13 protein-coding genes and 1 other RNA gene are annotated in these 15,109 nt (G+C 55.4%); 5 read left to right on the forward strand and 9 right to left on the reverse strand.

The genetic code is table 11. From position 1 onward, the window contains the following. Positions 1–7 precede the first annotated feature (7 nt). From tdcD to garL, 8 genes are all read right to left on the reverse strand, one after another. Entirely contained in the window at positions 8–1,216 is a 1,209-nt protein-coding gene (gene tdcD / locus IPZ49_RS16285; protein WP_023298700.1) for a propionate kinase, read from the reverse strand. A gap of 30 nt (positions 1,217–1,246) precedes the next feature. Further along, complete coding sequence (gene tdcC / locus IPZ49_RS16290; protein ID WP_022649486.1) at positions 1,247–2,578, reverse strand: threonine/serine transporter TdcC; 1,332 nt, start codon at positions 2,576–2,578, stop codon at positions 1,247–1,249. Positions 2,579–2,587: 9 nt separating this feature from the next. Beyond that, positions 2,588–3,577, reverse strand: a complete 990-nt coding sequence (tdcB, locus tag IPZ49_RS16295; RefSeq protein ID WP_063146547.1) for a bifunctional threonine ammonia-lyase/L-serine ammonia-lyase TdcB — start codon at positions 3,575–3,577, stop codon at positions 2,588–2,590. Positions 3,578–3,673: 96 nt separating this feature from the next. Beyond that, on the reverse strand, positions 3,674–4,594 hold the full coding sequence (tdcA, locus tag IPZ49_RS16300; RefSeq protein ID WP_023298702.1) for a transcriptional regulator TdcA: 921 nt from the start codon (positions 4,592–4,594) through the stop codon (positions 3,674–3,676). Positions 4,595–5,266: 672 nt separating this feature from the next. After that, an RNA gene (rnpB, locus tag IPZ49_RS16305) (RNase P RNA component class A) lies at positions 5,267–5,643 on the reverse strand. A gap of 32 nt (positions 5,644–5,675) precedes the next feature. After that, positions 5,676–6,821 carry a glycerate 2-kinase gene (gene garK, locus IPZ49_RS16310; protein ID WP_022649489.1) on the reverse strand — a complete coding sequence of 382 codons (1,146 nt, stop codon included), beginning with the start codon at positions 6,819–6,821 and terminating at the stop codon, positions 5,676–5,678. 56 nt (positions 6,822–6,877) lie between these two features. Continuing rightward, positions 6,878–7,768: a 2-hydroxy-3-oxopropionate reductase gene (gene garR / locus IPZ49_RS16315; protein WP_063146529.1), complete on the reverse strand. Its 891-nt coding sequence runs from the start codon at positions 7,766–7,768 to the stop codon at positions 6,878–6,880. A gap of 21 nt (positions 7,769–7,789) precedes the next feature. Next, positions 7,790–8,560 (reverse strand): 2-dehydro-3-deoxyglucarate aldolase, encoded by a 771-nt coding sequence (gene garL / locus IPZ49_RS16320; protein WP_003862676.1) that lies wholly within the window; start codon positions 8,558–8,560, stop codon positions 7,790–7,792. 367 nt (positions 8,561–8,927) lie between these two features. On the opposite strand from garL, the gene garD reads away from it, so the two are divergent. Next, positions 8,928–10,499, forward strand: a complete 1,572-nt coding sequence (garD, locus tag IPZ49_RS16325; RefSeq protein ID WP_063146528.1) for a galactarate dehydratase — start codon at positions 8,928–8,930, stop codon at positions 10,497–10,499. A 107-nt stretch (positions 10,500–10,606) separates the two neighbouring features. Here garD and IPZ49_RS16330 read toward each other — a convergent pair whose 3' ends face one another. After that, positions 10,607–11,410 (reverse strand): DeoR family transcriptional regulator, encoded by an 804-nt coding sequence (locus tag IPZ49_RS16330; RefSeq protein ID WP_015571958.1) that lies wholly within the window; start codon positions 11,408–11,410, stop codon positions 10,607–10,609. Between the two features lie 239 nt (positions 11,411–11,649). Here IPZ49_RS16330 and kbaZ point away from each other — a divergent pair, with 239 nt between their 5' ends. The 4 genes from kbaZ to agaE are packed head-to-tail and all read left to right on the forward strand — an operon-like array spanning position 11,650 to position 15,108. Continuing rightward, positions 11,650–12,957, forward strand: a complete 1,308-nt coding sequence (kbaZ, locus tag IPZ49_RS16335) for a tagatose-bisphosphate aldolase subunit KbaZ (protein WP_063146527.1) — start codon at positions 11,650–11,652, stop codon at positions 12,955–12,957. Between the two features lie 19 nt (positions 12,958–12,976). Continuing rightward, complete coding sequence (gene agaV / locus IPZ49_RS16340) at positions 12,977–13,450, forward strand: PTS N-acetylgalactosamine transporter subunit IIB (RefSeq protein ID WP_003861728.1); 474 nt, start codon at positions 12,977–12,979, stop codon at positions 13,448–13,450. 10 nt (positions 13,451–13,460) lie between these two features. Further along, entirely contained in the window at positions 13,461–14,240 is a 780-nt protein-coding gene (gene agaW, locus IPZ49_RS16345) for a PTS N-acetylgalactosamine transporter subunit IIC (RefSeq protein WP_003861730.1), read from the forward strand. Next, positions 14,230–15,108 carry a PTS N-acetylgalactosamine transporter subunit IID gene (gene agaE / locus IPZ49_RS16350; protein ID WP_022649494.1) on the forward strand — a complete coding sequence of 293 codons (879 nt, stop codon included), beginning with the start codon at positions 14,230–14,232 and terminating at the stop codon, positions 15,106–15,108. Before agaW ends, agaE begins: the two co-directional genes overlap by 11 nt. Position 15,109 lies beyond the last annotated feature (1 nt).

The following is a 15,109-nucleotide window of genomic DNA, read 5'->3' on the forward strand; positions in this document are numbered from 1 at the left end:
CGCTTTATCAGGCGTAAGCCGCAGCCGGGGTGACCTTCCCAAGACGGAGGGCATCCAGCGCGATCATTTTTTCTTCATTGGTAGGGATCACCGCGCAGGCCGCGCGGGACGACTCGGTGGAGATCACGCGCTCACCCGCGCTGCCCGGCAGGGCATTTTTGGACTCGTCGAGGATGATGCCAAACACCTTCAGGTGCTCCACCACCAGCGCGCGGATAAGCACGGAGTTCTCACCGATCCCGCCGGTAAACACCACGCCATCCAGACGGTGCAGGGATGCGGCATGACCGGCGATATGTCGTGCAATCCGGTGGACAAAGGTCATTATTGCCAGCCGTGCCCGCTCGTTGCCGTCATGCCAGGCTTTCTCCAGCGCGCGCAAATCGGAGGAGATGCCGGAGATCCCCAGCAGCCCCGACTCTTTGTTGACCACACGCTCCAGATCCTCGAACGACTGGCCGGTCTGCCTGGCAACCCACGCCATCGCGCCAAAATCTACGTCGCCGCAGCGCGTGCCCATCACCAGTCCTTCAAGCGGCGTCATCCCCATGGACGTGTCCACGCTTACGCCGTTACGCACCGCGCAAATGGACGCCCCGTTGCCGAGATGGGCAATCACCAGGCCGCTGTCTTCGGCGGAGAGCCCGAGAAGCGCGTGCGCCTGCGCCGCCACGTAGCGGTGAGAGGTGCCGTGGAAGCCGTAGCGGCGCACGCCCAGCTCTTCAAAATAGCGGTACGGCAAGCCGTACAGATACGCCTGCGGCGCCATGGTCTGGTGGAAGCTGGTATCAAATACCGCCACCTGCTGCACCCCGGGGAAGAGTCGCTCTGCGGCTTCCACGCCGCTCAGGTTAGCGTAGTTATGCAGCGGCGCCAGCGGGGAGACCTGGCGGATCTGCTCCATCACCTCTTCCGTGATCAGGGTCGACTCGCTGAAGAGATCGCCGCCGTGGGCAATGCGATGGCCAATCAAAGCCACGCTGCCCATCAGGTCGCGCTTCTCCAGCTCCAGGGCGATGGCGGCCAGCGCCCCTTCGTAGTCCTGATGAGCCAGTCTGACTGGCTCACCCCCATTCACGGAAATAAAGGCTTTTTCTGTGTTGATGCCGTCCGCAATGCCCGTCAGCAGGGCATCGCAGCCTGCGGCGTCCAGCACCGAAAACTTAACAGAGGACGATCCGCAGTTAATGACCAGTACTACCGGAAACTCAATCATGGTATGGCTCCGCTCTTCCTGAGCTTTGGTTTAAAACAGTTTGTACACGATGTTCAGAATGGTCAGCAGGCCGACCACGGTTACGAAGATGTTCTCGGTCCGGCCTTTGTATTTCGCCAGCGCCGGTGCTTTGCGGATGGCGTACATCGGCAGCAGGCACAGCAGAGAGGCGATAATTGGCGCGCCCATGGCTTCAATAAGGTCCAGAATGTTCGGGTTGGCATAGGCCACAATCCAGGTGGAGCCCATGATGAAGACCATGCTGATGGTGTTCAGCTTGCCCACGGAGACGTTCTTCTTGTCGCCCTTGTAGCCGAACTTAACGATCAGGCCGTTCAGCCCCTCCAGCGTGCCCAGGTAGTGGCCGAAGAAGGATTTAAAGATAGCGACCAGCGCGATGATGGACGCGCCGTACTCCAGCACCGTGGCGAACGTGGATTTACTGCCTGACATCGACGCAAAGTGGTTCGCCAGGTAAGAGAGCACCGGAATGTTCTGCGCTTTGGCGTCCGCCATGTTCTGCGGAGAGAGCGTAAACAGGCAGCTAAAGGCGAAGAACATCACCACCGCCACCATCAGCAGGCTGGCGCGACCGATGATTTTGGAACATTTCTGCTCGGTGAATTCTTTACCAAACTCCGGCTCGTACTCTTCGCGCTTGGAGACCACAAACGAGGAGACGATAGGCGAGAAGTTGAAGGAGAAGACCATAATGGAAATCCCCAGCCACACCGTGACAAGAATGCCGTCATGACCGGTGAAGGCGATATCGCTCAGGTTAACCTGGTCGATCACCGCTGAGTTCCAGTACGGGATCAGCGAGAGAGAAATCAGCACCAGGCTGGCGATGAACGGGAACACCAGGTAGCTCATCACCTTCACCATCAGGTCTTTACCGAACCAGATCACAAAGGCCATCAGCAGCAGCAGGAACAGCGCTACCACGCCGCGGTTCAGGGCAGGCATCTGGAGCTGGTTTTCCCAGAAGGTCATAAAGGTGTTGGTAATGGTGACGCCGTAAATCCACAGCAGCGGGCAAATGGCAAAGAAGTAGAGGAAGGTGATCACCACCCCGCCGGTCTTACCAAAATGCTCCTCCACCGTTTCGGTGATGTTGCCGGAGACGTTACTGCCGGACAAACACAGACGCGCCAGCGCGCGGTGGCAGTAAAAGGCAATGGGGAACGCCAGAACCAGCATCAGCAGAATAGGGATCAGGCCACCAAAGCCTGCGCGGATGGGGAAGAACAGCACGCCAGCGCCAATGGCGGTACCAAACAGGCCGAGCGTCCAGGTGGTATCCGATTTACGCCAGGAGGACGTTTTTGTCTGGCCAACGATAATGCTTTCTGTGTTGCTCATAGGTCACCTTTATGCGTCAACGAAGCCGGTAATTTGGGAAACACGGGAGAGATCAATATTGCCACCGGAAATAATGCAGACGGTTTTACGGCCCTGAATATAATGGTCCAGCTTGCCGCTTAATAACGCCGCGCACGCCAGCGCGCCAGCACCTTCCGTAACCACTTTATTTCGCTGAATAAGCGCGATCATGCTGTTGCGAATCTCGTCTTCGCTGACCAGCACAATGTCGTCAACCAGTTCACGAACGATTTCGAAGGTTAAATTACCCGGGCGAGACACATCGCAACCGTCTGCTAATGTGCCGGTAATGCGGTGGTTCGTTATTTCACCGGCCTGATACGACGCCGCCATTCCGTGCACGTTTTCAGACTGCACGCCGATAATATTGATAGTTGGGTTGATGGATTTAATTGCTGTCGCAATACCGGCAATTAAACCACCACCGCCGATGGGAACAATCACGTTATCCACGTCGTATAAATCTTCGAGGATTTCCAGGCCGATGGTGCCCTGACCGGCGATCACTTTCGGATCGTCGTAAGGCGGGATAAATATGCGCCCTTCCATCTCGACGATTTCGCTCACTTTGGCGATAGTGTCGTTAAAGTTCTCGCCGTGCAGCACCACTTCGGCGGAGTAGTCGCGCGTGGCGGCCACCTTGGATTTCGGCGCGCCCATAGGCATTACCACTTTGCCGTCGATGCCGAGCATGGCGCAGGAGAGCGACACCCCCTGCGCGTGGTTCCCTGCGGAACAGGCAACCACGCCCTTGCGTTTTTCCGCATCGGTCAGCGAGCTTAATTTATTAAACGCCCCACGTATTTTAAACGAACCGGTACGCTGCATATTTTCAAATTTCAGGAATATCTCACCCTTACACCGTTCGCTCAGATAATTTGAGCGCGGCATACCGGTTTTATAGATCTTTCCCGCCAGTCTTTTTCTGGCGTCCTGAATATCGTCAATGGTCACCGGGAGATCGTAAGTAATGTGCATAATATCCTCGTTATAATAATTCATTGTTTTCAGGCAAAGTCAGGGTATCAGAGCGTTAAAAATCGTCGCTCCGGGTATTTTAAATCATCATTATTTCTATCGTCGTTTTTCGATATTCATCGACGAATATTGTTTTGCCAGTTCAACTAATACTGACGCCGATTTTTTAATACTGTAATTTTTTGACCACACGGCAGCATAACGCGCCACAGGTAATGCATCTTCCACCGGCAGGACAATAAACTGGTCCGAGCCGAATGGCGCAATCATGTCACGGGGGATCACCGTCAGGTAATCGGCATTGAGGACAAGGTTATAGATGGTGACGACAGAATCGGTCTGGACGATGTTTTCAATGCTGATGTGGTTATCTTGCAGGGTGGTCAGGAGTTCGTTGTAGTAGCCCATATCGGTTTGCGGCATCACCCACTGCTCGTGCGTGAGCGATGCCAGTCTGGTCGGGCCGGTGCACGTTCGTGATTTACTCGCCACCAGCACAAACTCAGATTCAAAGAGTGGCTCAACGTGAAGATCCTGGAGCAACATCCCGTCGCTCAGCGTGCCGATGGCGAAATCCAGCCGGCCATCGCGAATGGCGGGCAGGAATGAAGAGAGCTGCGCTTCATACATTGAGACGCGCGCCTTCGGGAACACTTCCTTGAATTTTTTGATCATCCCGGACAGGAAGGTGAAGCCAATCAGCGACGGATAGCCGAAGGAGACGTCCATGACGGTACTGAAACTGAGGCTGTTGATCTCGCTCACCATGTTTTTCATTTCGCGGGTGATCGACTCAGCGTAGGACAGCAGCACCTGACCGGCGGCAGTGAGTTTTACGCCGGTGTTTTTACGCACCATCACTTCCACCCCAAAGTAAGATTCGATGTCGCTGATGATTTTGCTGACGGCAGGTTGCGTCAGCCCCAGTTGTCTTGCAGCAGAACCTATAGAGCCACTTTTGATGACTTCCTGAAATACCACGAGGTGCTGTGTTTTCGGTAGAATAATAGTATTCATAATATTCTGCGCTTATTTCCCTATGACGCAGCGGATTCTACCCAATATTGTTTCAGGGGGTATGTGCTGTTACTCACAATTTGCCAGGATGCCCTTTTTACAACCACATTTAAAATCGATTTATAATCTTATTATTCAATCAGTTAGATAGCTAAAAATACGCAATTACGCTGATATTGATCAACAAAATCCGCGGTAATAAATTTATTTTATGGCAATAACCAGCATGAATTTTTTTGCCTTAACAATATTAATAAAGACTATCTTTCAGGCAATTAAAGGTTAATAAACCATCATTATTCTTTTAAAACATTTTTGTGGTTTATCAACTTTATCAGGAATATTTTCTCAGCTTCCGGTTAAAGAGTGGGATATATCACACATTCACCAGAAGAATGTTTTTAGATTCAATATTAAATTATCAAATGAATAACATTCAGCATCACTGAGTCAACATTCACAACATCTGTTCAACACTAAAATTTTCTAATTTTATAGCGTTAAATTTTATGATTACGATCATGCGCAGCAGATGAAAGGAACGCATAATCGGTAAAGCAGTGAAATGTGCTTGGCGTCGCAAAATTGAGAATTGATGTCGTTTGGCGCTTCGCTGACCCGGCATGCAACCTTCAGAAAACAAAAACCCCGCCGAAGCGGGGTTTCGTAAGAAGTTGAAGCTGACCGATAAGCCGGGTTCTGTCGTGGACAGTCATTCATCTAGGCCAGCAATCGCTCACTGGCTCAAGCAGCCTACCCGGGTTCAGTACGGGCCGTACCATGTGAACCCCTATTTGGCCTTGCTCCGGGTGGAGTTTACCGTGCCACGGACTGTTACCAGCCGCGCGGTGCGCTCTTACCGCACCCTTTCACCCTTACCTGATCCCGCTTACGCGGGCCATCGGCGGTTTGCTCTCTGTTGCACTGGTCGTGGGTTTCCCCCCCAGGCGTTACCTGGCACCCTGCCCTGTGGAGCCCGGACTTTCCTCCCCTCCGCCCGTCTCCCCCGAAAGGGACGACGACGAAGCGGCGACTGTCTGGTCAGCTTCGGCGCGCAGTATAGAGGGTTTGCGCGCCGCTGTCACCCCTGGCTACGCATGCCTACCTGCAATGTGGCCGCGATATTGCGCGAGGCGCGGTAAATGTTGTCGTACGCTCCCTGGAACGCCTCTTCCAGTGAACCGATGCGGGTCAATACGCTGAACACCGCGTCGATGCCGTACTGATGCACCACACCAACATCCTGCGTCAGACTTCCGGCAATCCCTATCACCGGCTTATGGTATTTTTTGGCGACGCTCGCCACGCCGACGGGCACTTTGCCATTAATGCTCTGGCTGTCGATGCGCCCTTCTCCCGTCAGCACCCACGTGCAGTCGTGAATATGTTCTTCAAGATTGAGCGCCTGAGTGACAATCTCAATGCCGCTTTTCAGCTCAGCGCCCAGGAAGGCCATCAGCGCCGCGCCCATGCCGCCCGCCGCTCCTGCCCCCGGAACCGGGTTGACGTCAATGCGCAGCGATTTTTTGATCACGTTGGCGTAGTGGCTAAGACTGGCGTCGAGTTCGAGGATCATCTCCTCCGTGGCGCCTTTTTGCGGGCCAAAGATACGCGACGCGCCGCTTTCACCGACCAGCGGATTCGTCACGTCACAGGCGACGCGGATTGCGCACCCCTGAAGACGCGGATCAAGATCAGAAATATCAATACGGTTCAGCGCCATCAGGCTGCCGCCGCCGTAGCCGATCTCCGTCCCGTTCGCATCCGTAAACCTCGCGCCCAGCGCCTGCATCATACCCGCGCCCCCATCGTTGGTTGCGCTCCCGCCGATACCGATAATGATGTTGCGCGCGCCTTTATCCAGCGCGCGGAGGATCAGCTCCCCCGTCCCGCGCGACGTCGTGACCAGCGGGTTACGCTGCGCGGGAGGAACAAGTACCAGGCCGCTGGCGGCGGCCATCTCGATAAACGCGGTGGTACCGTCGCCCGAGATCCCCCAGCTGGCCTTCACCTTTTCCCCTAACGGGCCGGTGACGACAGCCTGCTGCCAGGTGCCCTGCGTCGCGGCGATCATCGCTTCAACCGTACCTTCTCCGCCGTCAGCAACGGGAACAGACACGTAATGAGCGTCGGGGAAAATTTCCCGAAATCCTTTTTCTATCGCCTGCGCCACCTCAGTGGCAGACAGGCTTTCTTTATAAGAGTCTGGCGCGATTACGATTTTCATAGTTGTATGCCTGAGCCGTAGGCCCGGTAAGCGTAACGCCACCGGGCGGGACGTCATTAGCGAGCAATTTCAACCTTCGCCAGCTTTTCGTAATAGCACGCTAACGCGCTGTGATCGGCGGTGCCCAGACCGTCCGCACGCAGCGCCTGCATCATCTCCATGACGGCGGCAGTCAGCGGCAACTGCGCGCCCACGCCGTGGGAGGTATCCAGCGCATTCGCCAGATCTTTAATGTGCAGATCGATGCGGAAGCCCGGTTTGAAGTTACGATCCATCACCATCGGTGCCTTGGCATCCAGCACGGTGCTGCCCGCAAGACCACCGCGAATGGCCTGATAGACCAGATCCGGATTAACGCCCGCTTTGGTGGCCAGCGTCAGTGCTTCGGACATGGCCGCGATGTTCAACGCCACAATCACCTGGTTTGCCAGCTTGGTGACGTTGCCTGCGCCAATTTCACCGGTATGCACCACGGAGCCAGCCATGGCTTTCATCAGGTCGTAGTATTTGTCGAACACGGCTTTATCGCCCCCCACCATTACCGACAGAGTACCGTCGATGGCTTTCGGTTCGCCGCCGCTGACCGGCGCATCCAGCATCTCCACGCCTTTCGCTTTCAGCGCCTCGCTGATTTCGCGGCTCGCCAGCGGTGCGATAGAACTCATGTCGATCACCACCAGGCCCGGCTTCGCGCCGTCGATAATGCCGTTCTTACCCAGCGCCACCTCTTTCACGTGCGGGGAGTTTGGCAGCATGGTGATAATGACATCGCACTGCTCGGCGATCGCTTTTGCAGTTGTCGCCGTTTCTGCGCCAGCCGCAATCACTTCTGCCACCGCGTCTGAATTACGATCTAAAACCACCAGTGAGTAACCTGCTTTGATGAGGTTTTTGCTCATTGGTTTGCCCATGATACCCAGGCCAATAAAACCCACTTTCAGCGTCATAATCTGTTTCCTCAATGATGGTTATTTTTTAAAAGCGTCTGCTAATTTCTGCGTGGCGGCGCGGAATACGCCGAGGTCGCTGCCGACGGCGACAAACGTTGCGCCCCACTCCAGGTAGCGGCGGGCATCGGCTTCCACCGGCGCCAGAATGCCGCACGGTTTACCGTGCGCTTTGGCACGGGCAAAAATGTGCTGGATTGCCCGCTGCACGTCCGGGTGGCTGGCGTTGCCCAGATGACCAAAGGCGGCCGCCAGATCGCTCGGGCCGACGAAAATACCGTCGACACCTTCGGTCGCGGCAATGGCGTCGACGTTATCGACCCCCTGCTGGCTCTCGATCTGAACCAGAATGGTGATGTTCTTGTTGGACTGGGCGAAATAGTCCGGCACGGTGCCAAACATGTTGGCGCGGTGCGAGACAGACACGCCGCGGATCCCTTCCGGCGGATAGCGGGTGGCAGCTACGGCCAGCACCGCTTCTTCTTCCGTTTCAACAAACGGGATCAGGAAGTTGTAGAAGCCGATATCCAGCAGACGCTTGATGATCACCGGCTCGTTGGTAGGTACACGCACCACCGGCGCGCTGTGGCTGCCTTTCAGCGCCATCAGCTGCGGAATAAACGTGTTGATATCGTTTGGCGCATGTTCGCCGTCCAGCACCAGCCAGTCGAATCCGGCCAGGCCCAGCACTTCGGTGCTGATGGGGTTGGCCAGCGCAGACCAGCAGCCAATCTGAATCTGATGCGCCGCAAGGGCCGCTTTAAATTTATTCGGGAAGATGTCGTTACTCATTACGTATACCTTTTTTAATTCCGCAGTTTTAGCCAGTAGCTTTTCTTATTTATTCCGACTCAGCGTCAGCGTTATATTTATTTTCCTGGCTGAATTTTGGCGTTATAAAATCGTCATTCAGTATAATCGTCACCACCCGGCAGCACATTGTCTCAATGCTCAATTATCCAACGGGGTTAGCACGCTATTTTGAGCATTTGCCCAATGCAGTGGGCGCTGATGCACAGAATCAACGATTAGTGTTTCGGGAGCGATCGCGATCACATTCTCACTTTTCCTCTCCTGACATTCTTTATTTCCTCAATAAGAAACGATTAACCATCTGGCTATATTTAGTATCAGATATTTTGCTGGAGATGAGTGAACAATGGCCGATATTGAAATTCGACAGGCGGCGCCGACGGCGTTCTATATAAAAGTGCACGATACCGATAACGTGGCGATTATTGTCAACGACAATGGCTTAAAAGCGGGTACCCGCTTTCCGGACGGGCTGGAGCTGATTGAGCACATTCCGCAGGGGCATAAAGTCGCACTGGTCGATATCCCGGCGCAGGGCGAAATCGTGCGCTACGGCGAAGTCATCGGCTATGCGGTGCGCGCTATCCCGCAGGGTAGCTGGATTGAGGAGTCGCTGGTTGAGCTGCCCACCGCCCCGCCGCTGGAGACGTTGCCGCTGGCTACCCGCGTCCCTGAGCCGTTACCTCCGCTGGAGGGTTATACCTTCGAAGGTTACCGCAACGCGGATGGCAGAGTGGGAACCAAAAACCTGCTTGGCATCACCACCAGCGTGCATTGCGTGGCGGGTGTCGTGGATTACGTGGTGAAAATTATTGAGCGCGATCTGCTGCCGAAATACCCCAACGTTGACGGCGTGGTGGGGCTTAACCACCTGTACGGCTGCGGCGTGGCGATCAACGCGCCCGCAGCGGTCGTGCCGATCCGCACGATCCACAATATCGCCCTTAACCCAAACTTTGGCGGCGAGGTGATGGTGATTGGCCTCGGCTGTGAAAAATTGCAGCCAGAACGCCTGTTGCAGGGTACTGAGGATGTGAAAGCCATTCCGGTTGACGAGGCCAGTATTGTGCGTCTTCAGGATGAACACCATGTCGGCTTCAGATCGATGGTCGACGACATTTTACAGGTGGCAGAGCGCCATCTGGAGAAGCTGAACAAACGCCAGCGTGAAACCTGCCCGGCCTCTGAACTGGTGGTTGGGACACAGTGTGGCGGCAGCGATGCGTTTTCCGGCGTCACCGCTAACCCGGCGGTAGGTTATGCCTCCGATCTGTTCGTGCGCTGCGGCGCCACGGTGATGTTCTCCGAAGTCACCGAAGTGCGTGATGCTATCCACCTGCTCACGCCGCGCGCCGTCAACGAAGAGGTGGGCAAACGCCTGCTGGAGGAGATGGCCTGGTACGATAACTATCTCGACATGGGCAAAACCGACCGCAGCGCCAACCCGTCTCCGGGTAACAAGAAAGGCGGCCTGGCGAACGTGGTGGAAAAGGCCCTCGGGTCGATTGCCAAATCCGGCCAGAGCGCGATTGTGGAAGTGCTCTCACCTGGCCAGCGACCAACCAAACGCGGTCTGATCTACGCGGCAACGCCTGCCAGTGATTTCGTGTGCGGCACCCAGCAGGTAGCATCCGGCATTACGGTACAGGTCTTTACCACCGGACGCGGCACGCCGTACGGCCTGATGGCGGTACCGGTGATCAAAATGGCGACCCGCACCGAGCTGGCAAACCGCTGGTATGACTTAATGGATATCAACGCGGGCACCATCGCCACCGGGGAAGAGAGTATTGAAGAGGTGGGCTGGAAGCTGTTCCACTTCATTCTGGATGTGGCAAGCGGGCGGAAGAAAACCTTCTCCGATCAATGGGGATTGCATAACTCGCTGGCGGTGTTTAACCCGGCGCCGGTGACGTGATGGCCCCTCACCCTGTCCTCTCCCCACCGGGGAGAGGGTAAAAAAACCGCACCGAGCAGTCCCCTCTCCCCTATGGGGAGAGGGTTAGGGTGAGGGGAAAAGCCTCTTTAGACCAGCACCACATCGATCCCGCTTTTGCGTAACCCTTCCAGGCTTTCCGCCGGAATACCTTCATCAACGATAATCATGTCGATCCGCTGAGTATCAATGATTTTATGCAGGCTTGAACGGTTAAACTTGCTGGAATCAGTGACAACGATAATACGCTCCGCCACCTCGCACATTTTCCGGTTCAGACGGGCTTCATCCTCGTTGTGCGTACTCACCCCCCGATCGAGATCGATGGCATCGACGCCCAGGAACAGCAGGTCAAAATGGTAATTCTGTAAGGACTGCTCCGCCTGGTCACCATAGAAGGACTGCGACTGACGGCGCAAGTGCCCGCCGGTCATCAGCAGCTCTACGCCCTCCGCTTCCAGCAGCGCGTTTGCCACGTTCATCCCGTTGGTCATGGCAATAACATCGGTGTGCTGGCGCAGCATGCGAGCAATTTCAAAGGTCGTGGTGCCGGAGTCCAGAATAATGCGGTGACCCGGCTTCACCAGTTCAGCCGCCGCCTGCGCGATGCTGCGCTTCACAGCCGTATTAAGGGAACTTTTGTCCTCAACGGACGGCTCCACGCCGGGGGCATTACCTTCGCAAATCAGCGCGCCGCCGTAAGCGCGAACGGCAATCCCCTGCTTTTCCAGAAAGGCCAGATCGTTACGGATCGTCACCGTCGACACGCCGTATAAAAGAGAAAGATCGTTAACCTGCACGCTTCCCTGCGCCCGCAACCGCTGAATGATCTGCTCTCGCCTTTCACTGGTGCCGGTGATGCGCTTCTCTGCGGATGAATCGGTGCTGCTCATACGAGCTCCTTAGTAAATAAACTTTCGTTTCATTTCGTTTTGCTTATTAACGCCTTTCTTTTGAGGGAATGCAAGCCCTGTATGGTGAGCAGACGCAAGCTTAACCGCCGCTGAAACCTTTCATTATGTTTCTTTTGTGAAACAGATCGGAAAACTATTATCTTTCGTTTTATTTTTACCCCACCATAATGCAGTATCAAATGAAACAAAACGAAAGATGAATACCAACACCATCCGAAATGGAGAGGAAAGTGAAACATCTGACAGAAATGGTGGAACAACATAAACGGGGGAATACAAACGGGATTTACGCCGTCTGTTCCGCACATCCATTGGTACTTGAAGCTGCAATTCGTTACGCCCATTCACAACAGACGCCTCTGCTGATTGAAGCCACCTCAAACCAGGTGGATCAGTTTGGCGGCTATACCGGTATGACGCCCGCCGATTTTTATGGGTTTGTCTGCAATCTGGCGGGATCCCTCGGTTTCCCCACCTCACAGCTGATCCTTGGCGGCGATCATTTAGGTCCAAACCGCTGGCAAAACCTGCCAGCTTTGCAGGCGATGGCGAACGCCGACGATCTGATCAGAAGCTACGTGGCGGCCGGATTTAAAAAAATTCACCTCGATTGCAGCATGTCCTGCGAAGACGATCCGGTTCCTTTAACCGATGCAATCGTTGCCGGGCGTGCCGCTCGGCTGGCTAAAATTGCCGAAACCACCTGTCTCGAGCAATTTGGCGTAGCGGATCTGGTCTACGTTATCGGCACGGAAGTTCCGGTTCCCGGTGGGGCACACGAAACGCTGACCGAGCTTGAGGTCACCACACCAGAGGCGGCACGTGCCACGCTTGAGACACACCGCCACGCATTCGAGAAGGAAGGGTTAAGCGACATCTGGCCGCGCGTTATTGGCCTGGTGGTTCAGCCTGGCGTTGAGTTCGACCATGCGCACGTTTGTGACTATCAACCGCATAAAGCCGTCGCACTGAGCAAGATGGTTGAAGCCTACGACACGCTCGTATTTGAAGCACACTCTACCGATTACCAGACGCCGCAGGCGCTGCGCCAGTTGGTGAAAGATCACTTCGCCATTCTGAAAGTCGGCCCTGCGCTAACCTTCGCGCTGCGCGAAGCGCTGTTCTCACTGGCTGCAATTGAAGAAGAGCTTTTACCGGCAAAAGCCTGCTCAGGACTGCGTCACGTCCTGGAAAACGTGATGCTCGATCGCCCGGAATACTGGCAAAGCCACTATCACGGCGACGGCAATGCCCGTCGCCTGGCCCGCGGTTACAGCTATTCCGACCGCGTGCGCTATTACTGGCCAGACAGCCAGATTGACGAGGCTTTTGAGCGACTGGTACGCAACCTGGCGGATGAACCGATCCCACTGCCGCTGATCAGCCAGTATCTGCCGTTGCAGTACAGCAAAGTTCGCGAGGGTGCTCTCAGGTCCACACCACGGGAGCTCATTCTCGACCACATTCAGGACATACTCCAGCAGTACCATGCCGCCTGCGAAGGCGTAACGACTCAACACGCATAATTAAAAAGAGGAAAACGCTATGCCAAACATTGTCTTATGCCGCATTGATGAACGCCTGATCCACGGTCAGGTGGGCGTACAGTGGGTGGGGTTTGCGGGGGCGAACCTGGTGCTGGTGGCAAATGACGAGGTTGCAGACGATCCGGTTCAGCAAAACCTGATGGAGATGGTGCTTGCGGAAGGCATCGCCGTGCGTTTCTGGTCCCTGCAAAAAGTGATCGACAACATTCATCGCGCCGCCGACCGGCAGAAAATTCTGCTGGTCTGTAAAACACCGGCTGATTTTTTAACGCTGGTCGAGGGCGGCGTGCCCATCACCCGTATCAACGTCGGAAATATGCATTACGCCAGTGGCAAACAGCAAATTGCCAAAACGGTATCTGTAGACGCGAACGATATCGCCGCGTTTAACGGCCTGAAGGCGGCCGGAGTGGAATGCTTCGTTCAGGGCGTTCCAACAGAGACTGCTTTGGATCTCTTTAAACTGCTCTGAGGGATTCACAATGGAAATCAGTCTGTTGCAGGCTTTCGCGCTGGGGCTTCTCGCCTTTATCGCGGGCCTGGATATGTTTAACGGCTTAACACACATGCACCGTCCGGTGGTGCTCGGGCCACTGGTTGGCCTGATTCTGGGCGATCTGCACACCGGAATTCTGACCGGCGGTACGTTAGAACTGGTCTGGATGGGTCTCGCGCCGCTGGCGGGTGCGCAGCCGCCAAACGTGATTATCGGCACCATCGTTGGCACCACATTTGCCATTACCACAGGCGTGAAACCGGATGTCGCGGTTGGGGTCGCCGTGCCGTTTGCCGTGGCGGTTCAGATGGGGATCACTTTCCTCTTCTCGGTGATGTCCGGCGTGATGTCCCGCTGCGATCGCATGGCGGCTAACGCAGACACCCGTGGTATTGAACGGGTCAACTATCTGGCACTGCTGGCGCTCGGCGTCTTCTACTTCCTGTGTGCGTTTCTGCCCATCTACTTCGGGGCTGAACATGCGAAAACCGCCATTGATGTCCTGCCGGAACGTCTGATCGACGGTCTGGGCGTCGCGGGCGGTATCATGCCAGCTATCGGCTTCGCCGTGCTGCTGAAGATCATGATGAAAAACGTCTACATCCCTTACTTCATTATCGGCTTTGTCGCCGCGGCCTGGCTGAAACTGCCGGTGCTGGCGATTGCCGCGGCTGCGCTGGCGATGGCGCTGATCGACCTGCTGCGCAAATCGCCTGAACCCACGGCGCCTGCGGCCCAGAAAGAGGAATTTGAAGATGGCATCTAATCCAACCACCCTGCCGGGCGTGTCTGAAAGTGAAGAGACGCTGCTGACCGGCGTGAATGAAAACGTCTACGAAGACCAGAGTATTGGCGCTGAGCTAACGAAAAAGGATATTAACCGTGTCGCCTGGCGTTCCATGCTGCTACAGGCCTCGTTCAACTACGAGCGAATGCAGGCCTCCGGCTGGCTGTATGGGCTACTGCCCGCGCTGAAAAAGATCCACACCAATAAGCGGGACCTGGCGCGCGCCATGAAAGGCCATATGGGCTTCTTTAACACCCACCCGTTCCTGGTGACCTTCGTCATCGGCATTATTCTGGCAATGGAGCGTTCCAAGCAGGATGTGAACAGCATCCAGAGCACTAAAATTGCCGTCGGTGCACCGCTCGGTGGCATTGGTGACGCCATGTTCTGGCTAACCCTGCTGCCTATTTGCGGGGGGATTGGCGCCAGCCTGGCGCTACAGGGATCCATTCTTGGCGCCGTGGTCTTTATCGTGCTGTTTAACGTGGTGCATCTCGGCCTGCGTTTTGGTCTGGCGCACTATGCCTACCGGATGGGTGTCGCCGCGATCCCGCTGATCAAGGCCAACACCAAAAAGGTTGGTCATGCTGCGTCCATTGTCGGGATGACGGTGATTGGTGCGCTGGTGGCAACCTATGTGCGCCTGAATACCACACTTGAGATCAAAGCCGGGGATGCGGTCGTCAAACTGCAAACCGACGTGATCGACAAACTGATGCCCGCCTTTCTGCCGCTGGTCTACACCCTGACCATGTTCTGGCTGGTACGCCGTGGCTGGAGCCCGCTGCGCCTGATTGGTATCACCGTGGTGCTGGGCGTTGTCGGTAAATTCTGTCACTTCCTGTAAA

The sequence above is a fragment of the Enterobacter cloacae complex sp. S2 genome (assembly GCF_015159675.1).
Taxonomy (GTDB): domain Bacteria; phylum Pseudomonadota; class Gammaproteobacteria; order Enterobacterales; family Enterobacteriaceae; genus Enterobacter; species Enterobacter intestinihominis.

Coding starts and splice junctions, on each gene's coding strand:
- agaV (WP_003861728.1), top strand. CDS start 12,977: ATGCCAAACATTGTCTTATGCCGCATTGATGAACGCCTGATCCACGGT.
- tdcB (WP_063146547.1), bottom strand. CDS start 3,577: ATGCACATTACTTACGATCTCCCGGTGACCATTGACGATATTCAGGAC.
- garD (WP_063146528.1), top strand. CDS start 8,928: ATGGCCGATATTGAAATTCGACAGGCGGCGCCGACGGCGTTCTATATA.
- garR (WP_063146529.1), bottom strand. CDS start 7,768: ATGACGCTGAAAGTGGGTTTTATTGGCCTGGGTATCATGGGCAAACCA.
- garL (WP_003862676.1), bottom strand. CDS start 8,560: ATGAGTAACGACATCTTCCCGAATAAATTTAAAGCGGCCCTTGCGGCG.
- agaE (WP_022649494.1), top strand. CDS start 14,230: ATGGCATCTAATCCAACCACCCTGCCGGGCGTGTCTGAAAGTGAAGAG.
- agaW (WP_003861730.1), top strand. CDS start 13,461: ATGGAAATCAGTCTGTTGCAGGCTTTCGCGCTGGGGCTTCTCGCCTTT.
- tdcA (WP_023298702.1), bottom strand. CDS start 4,594: ATGAATACTATTATTCTACCGAAAACACAGCACCTCGTGGTATTTCAG.
- tdcD (WP_023298700.1), bottom strand. CDS start 1,216: ATGATTGAGTTTCCGGTAGTACTGGTCATTAACTGCGGATCGTCCTCT.
- IPZ49_RS16330 (WP_015571958.1), bottom strand. CDS start 11,410: ATGAGCAGCACCGATTCATCCGCAGAGAAGCGCATCACCGGCACCAGT.
- tdcC (WP_022649486.1), bottom strand. CDS start 2,578: ATGAGCAACACAGAAAGCATTATCGTTGGCCAGACAAAAACGTCCTCC.
- garK (WP_022649489.1), bottom strand. CDS start 6,821: ATGAAAATCGTAATCGCGCCAGACTCTTATAAAGAAAGCCTGTCTGCC.
- kbaZ (WP_063146527.1), top strand. CDS start 11,650: ATGGAGAGGAAAGTGAAACATCTGACAGAAATGGTGGAACAACATAAA.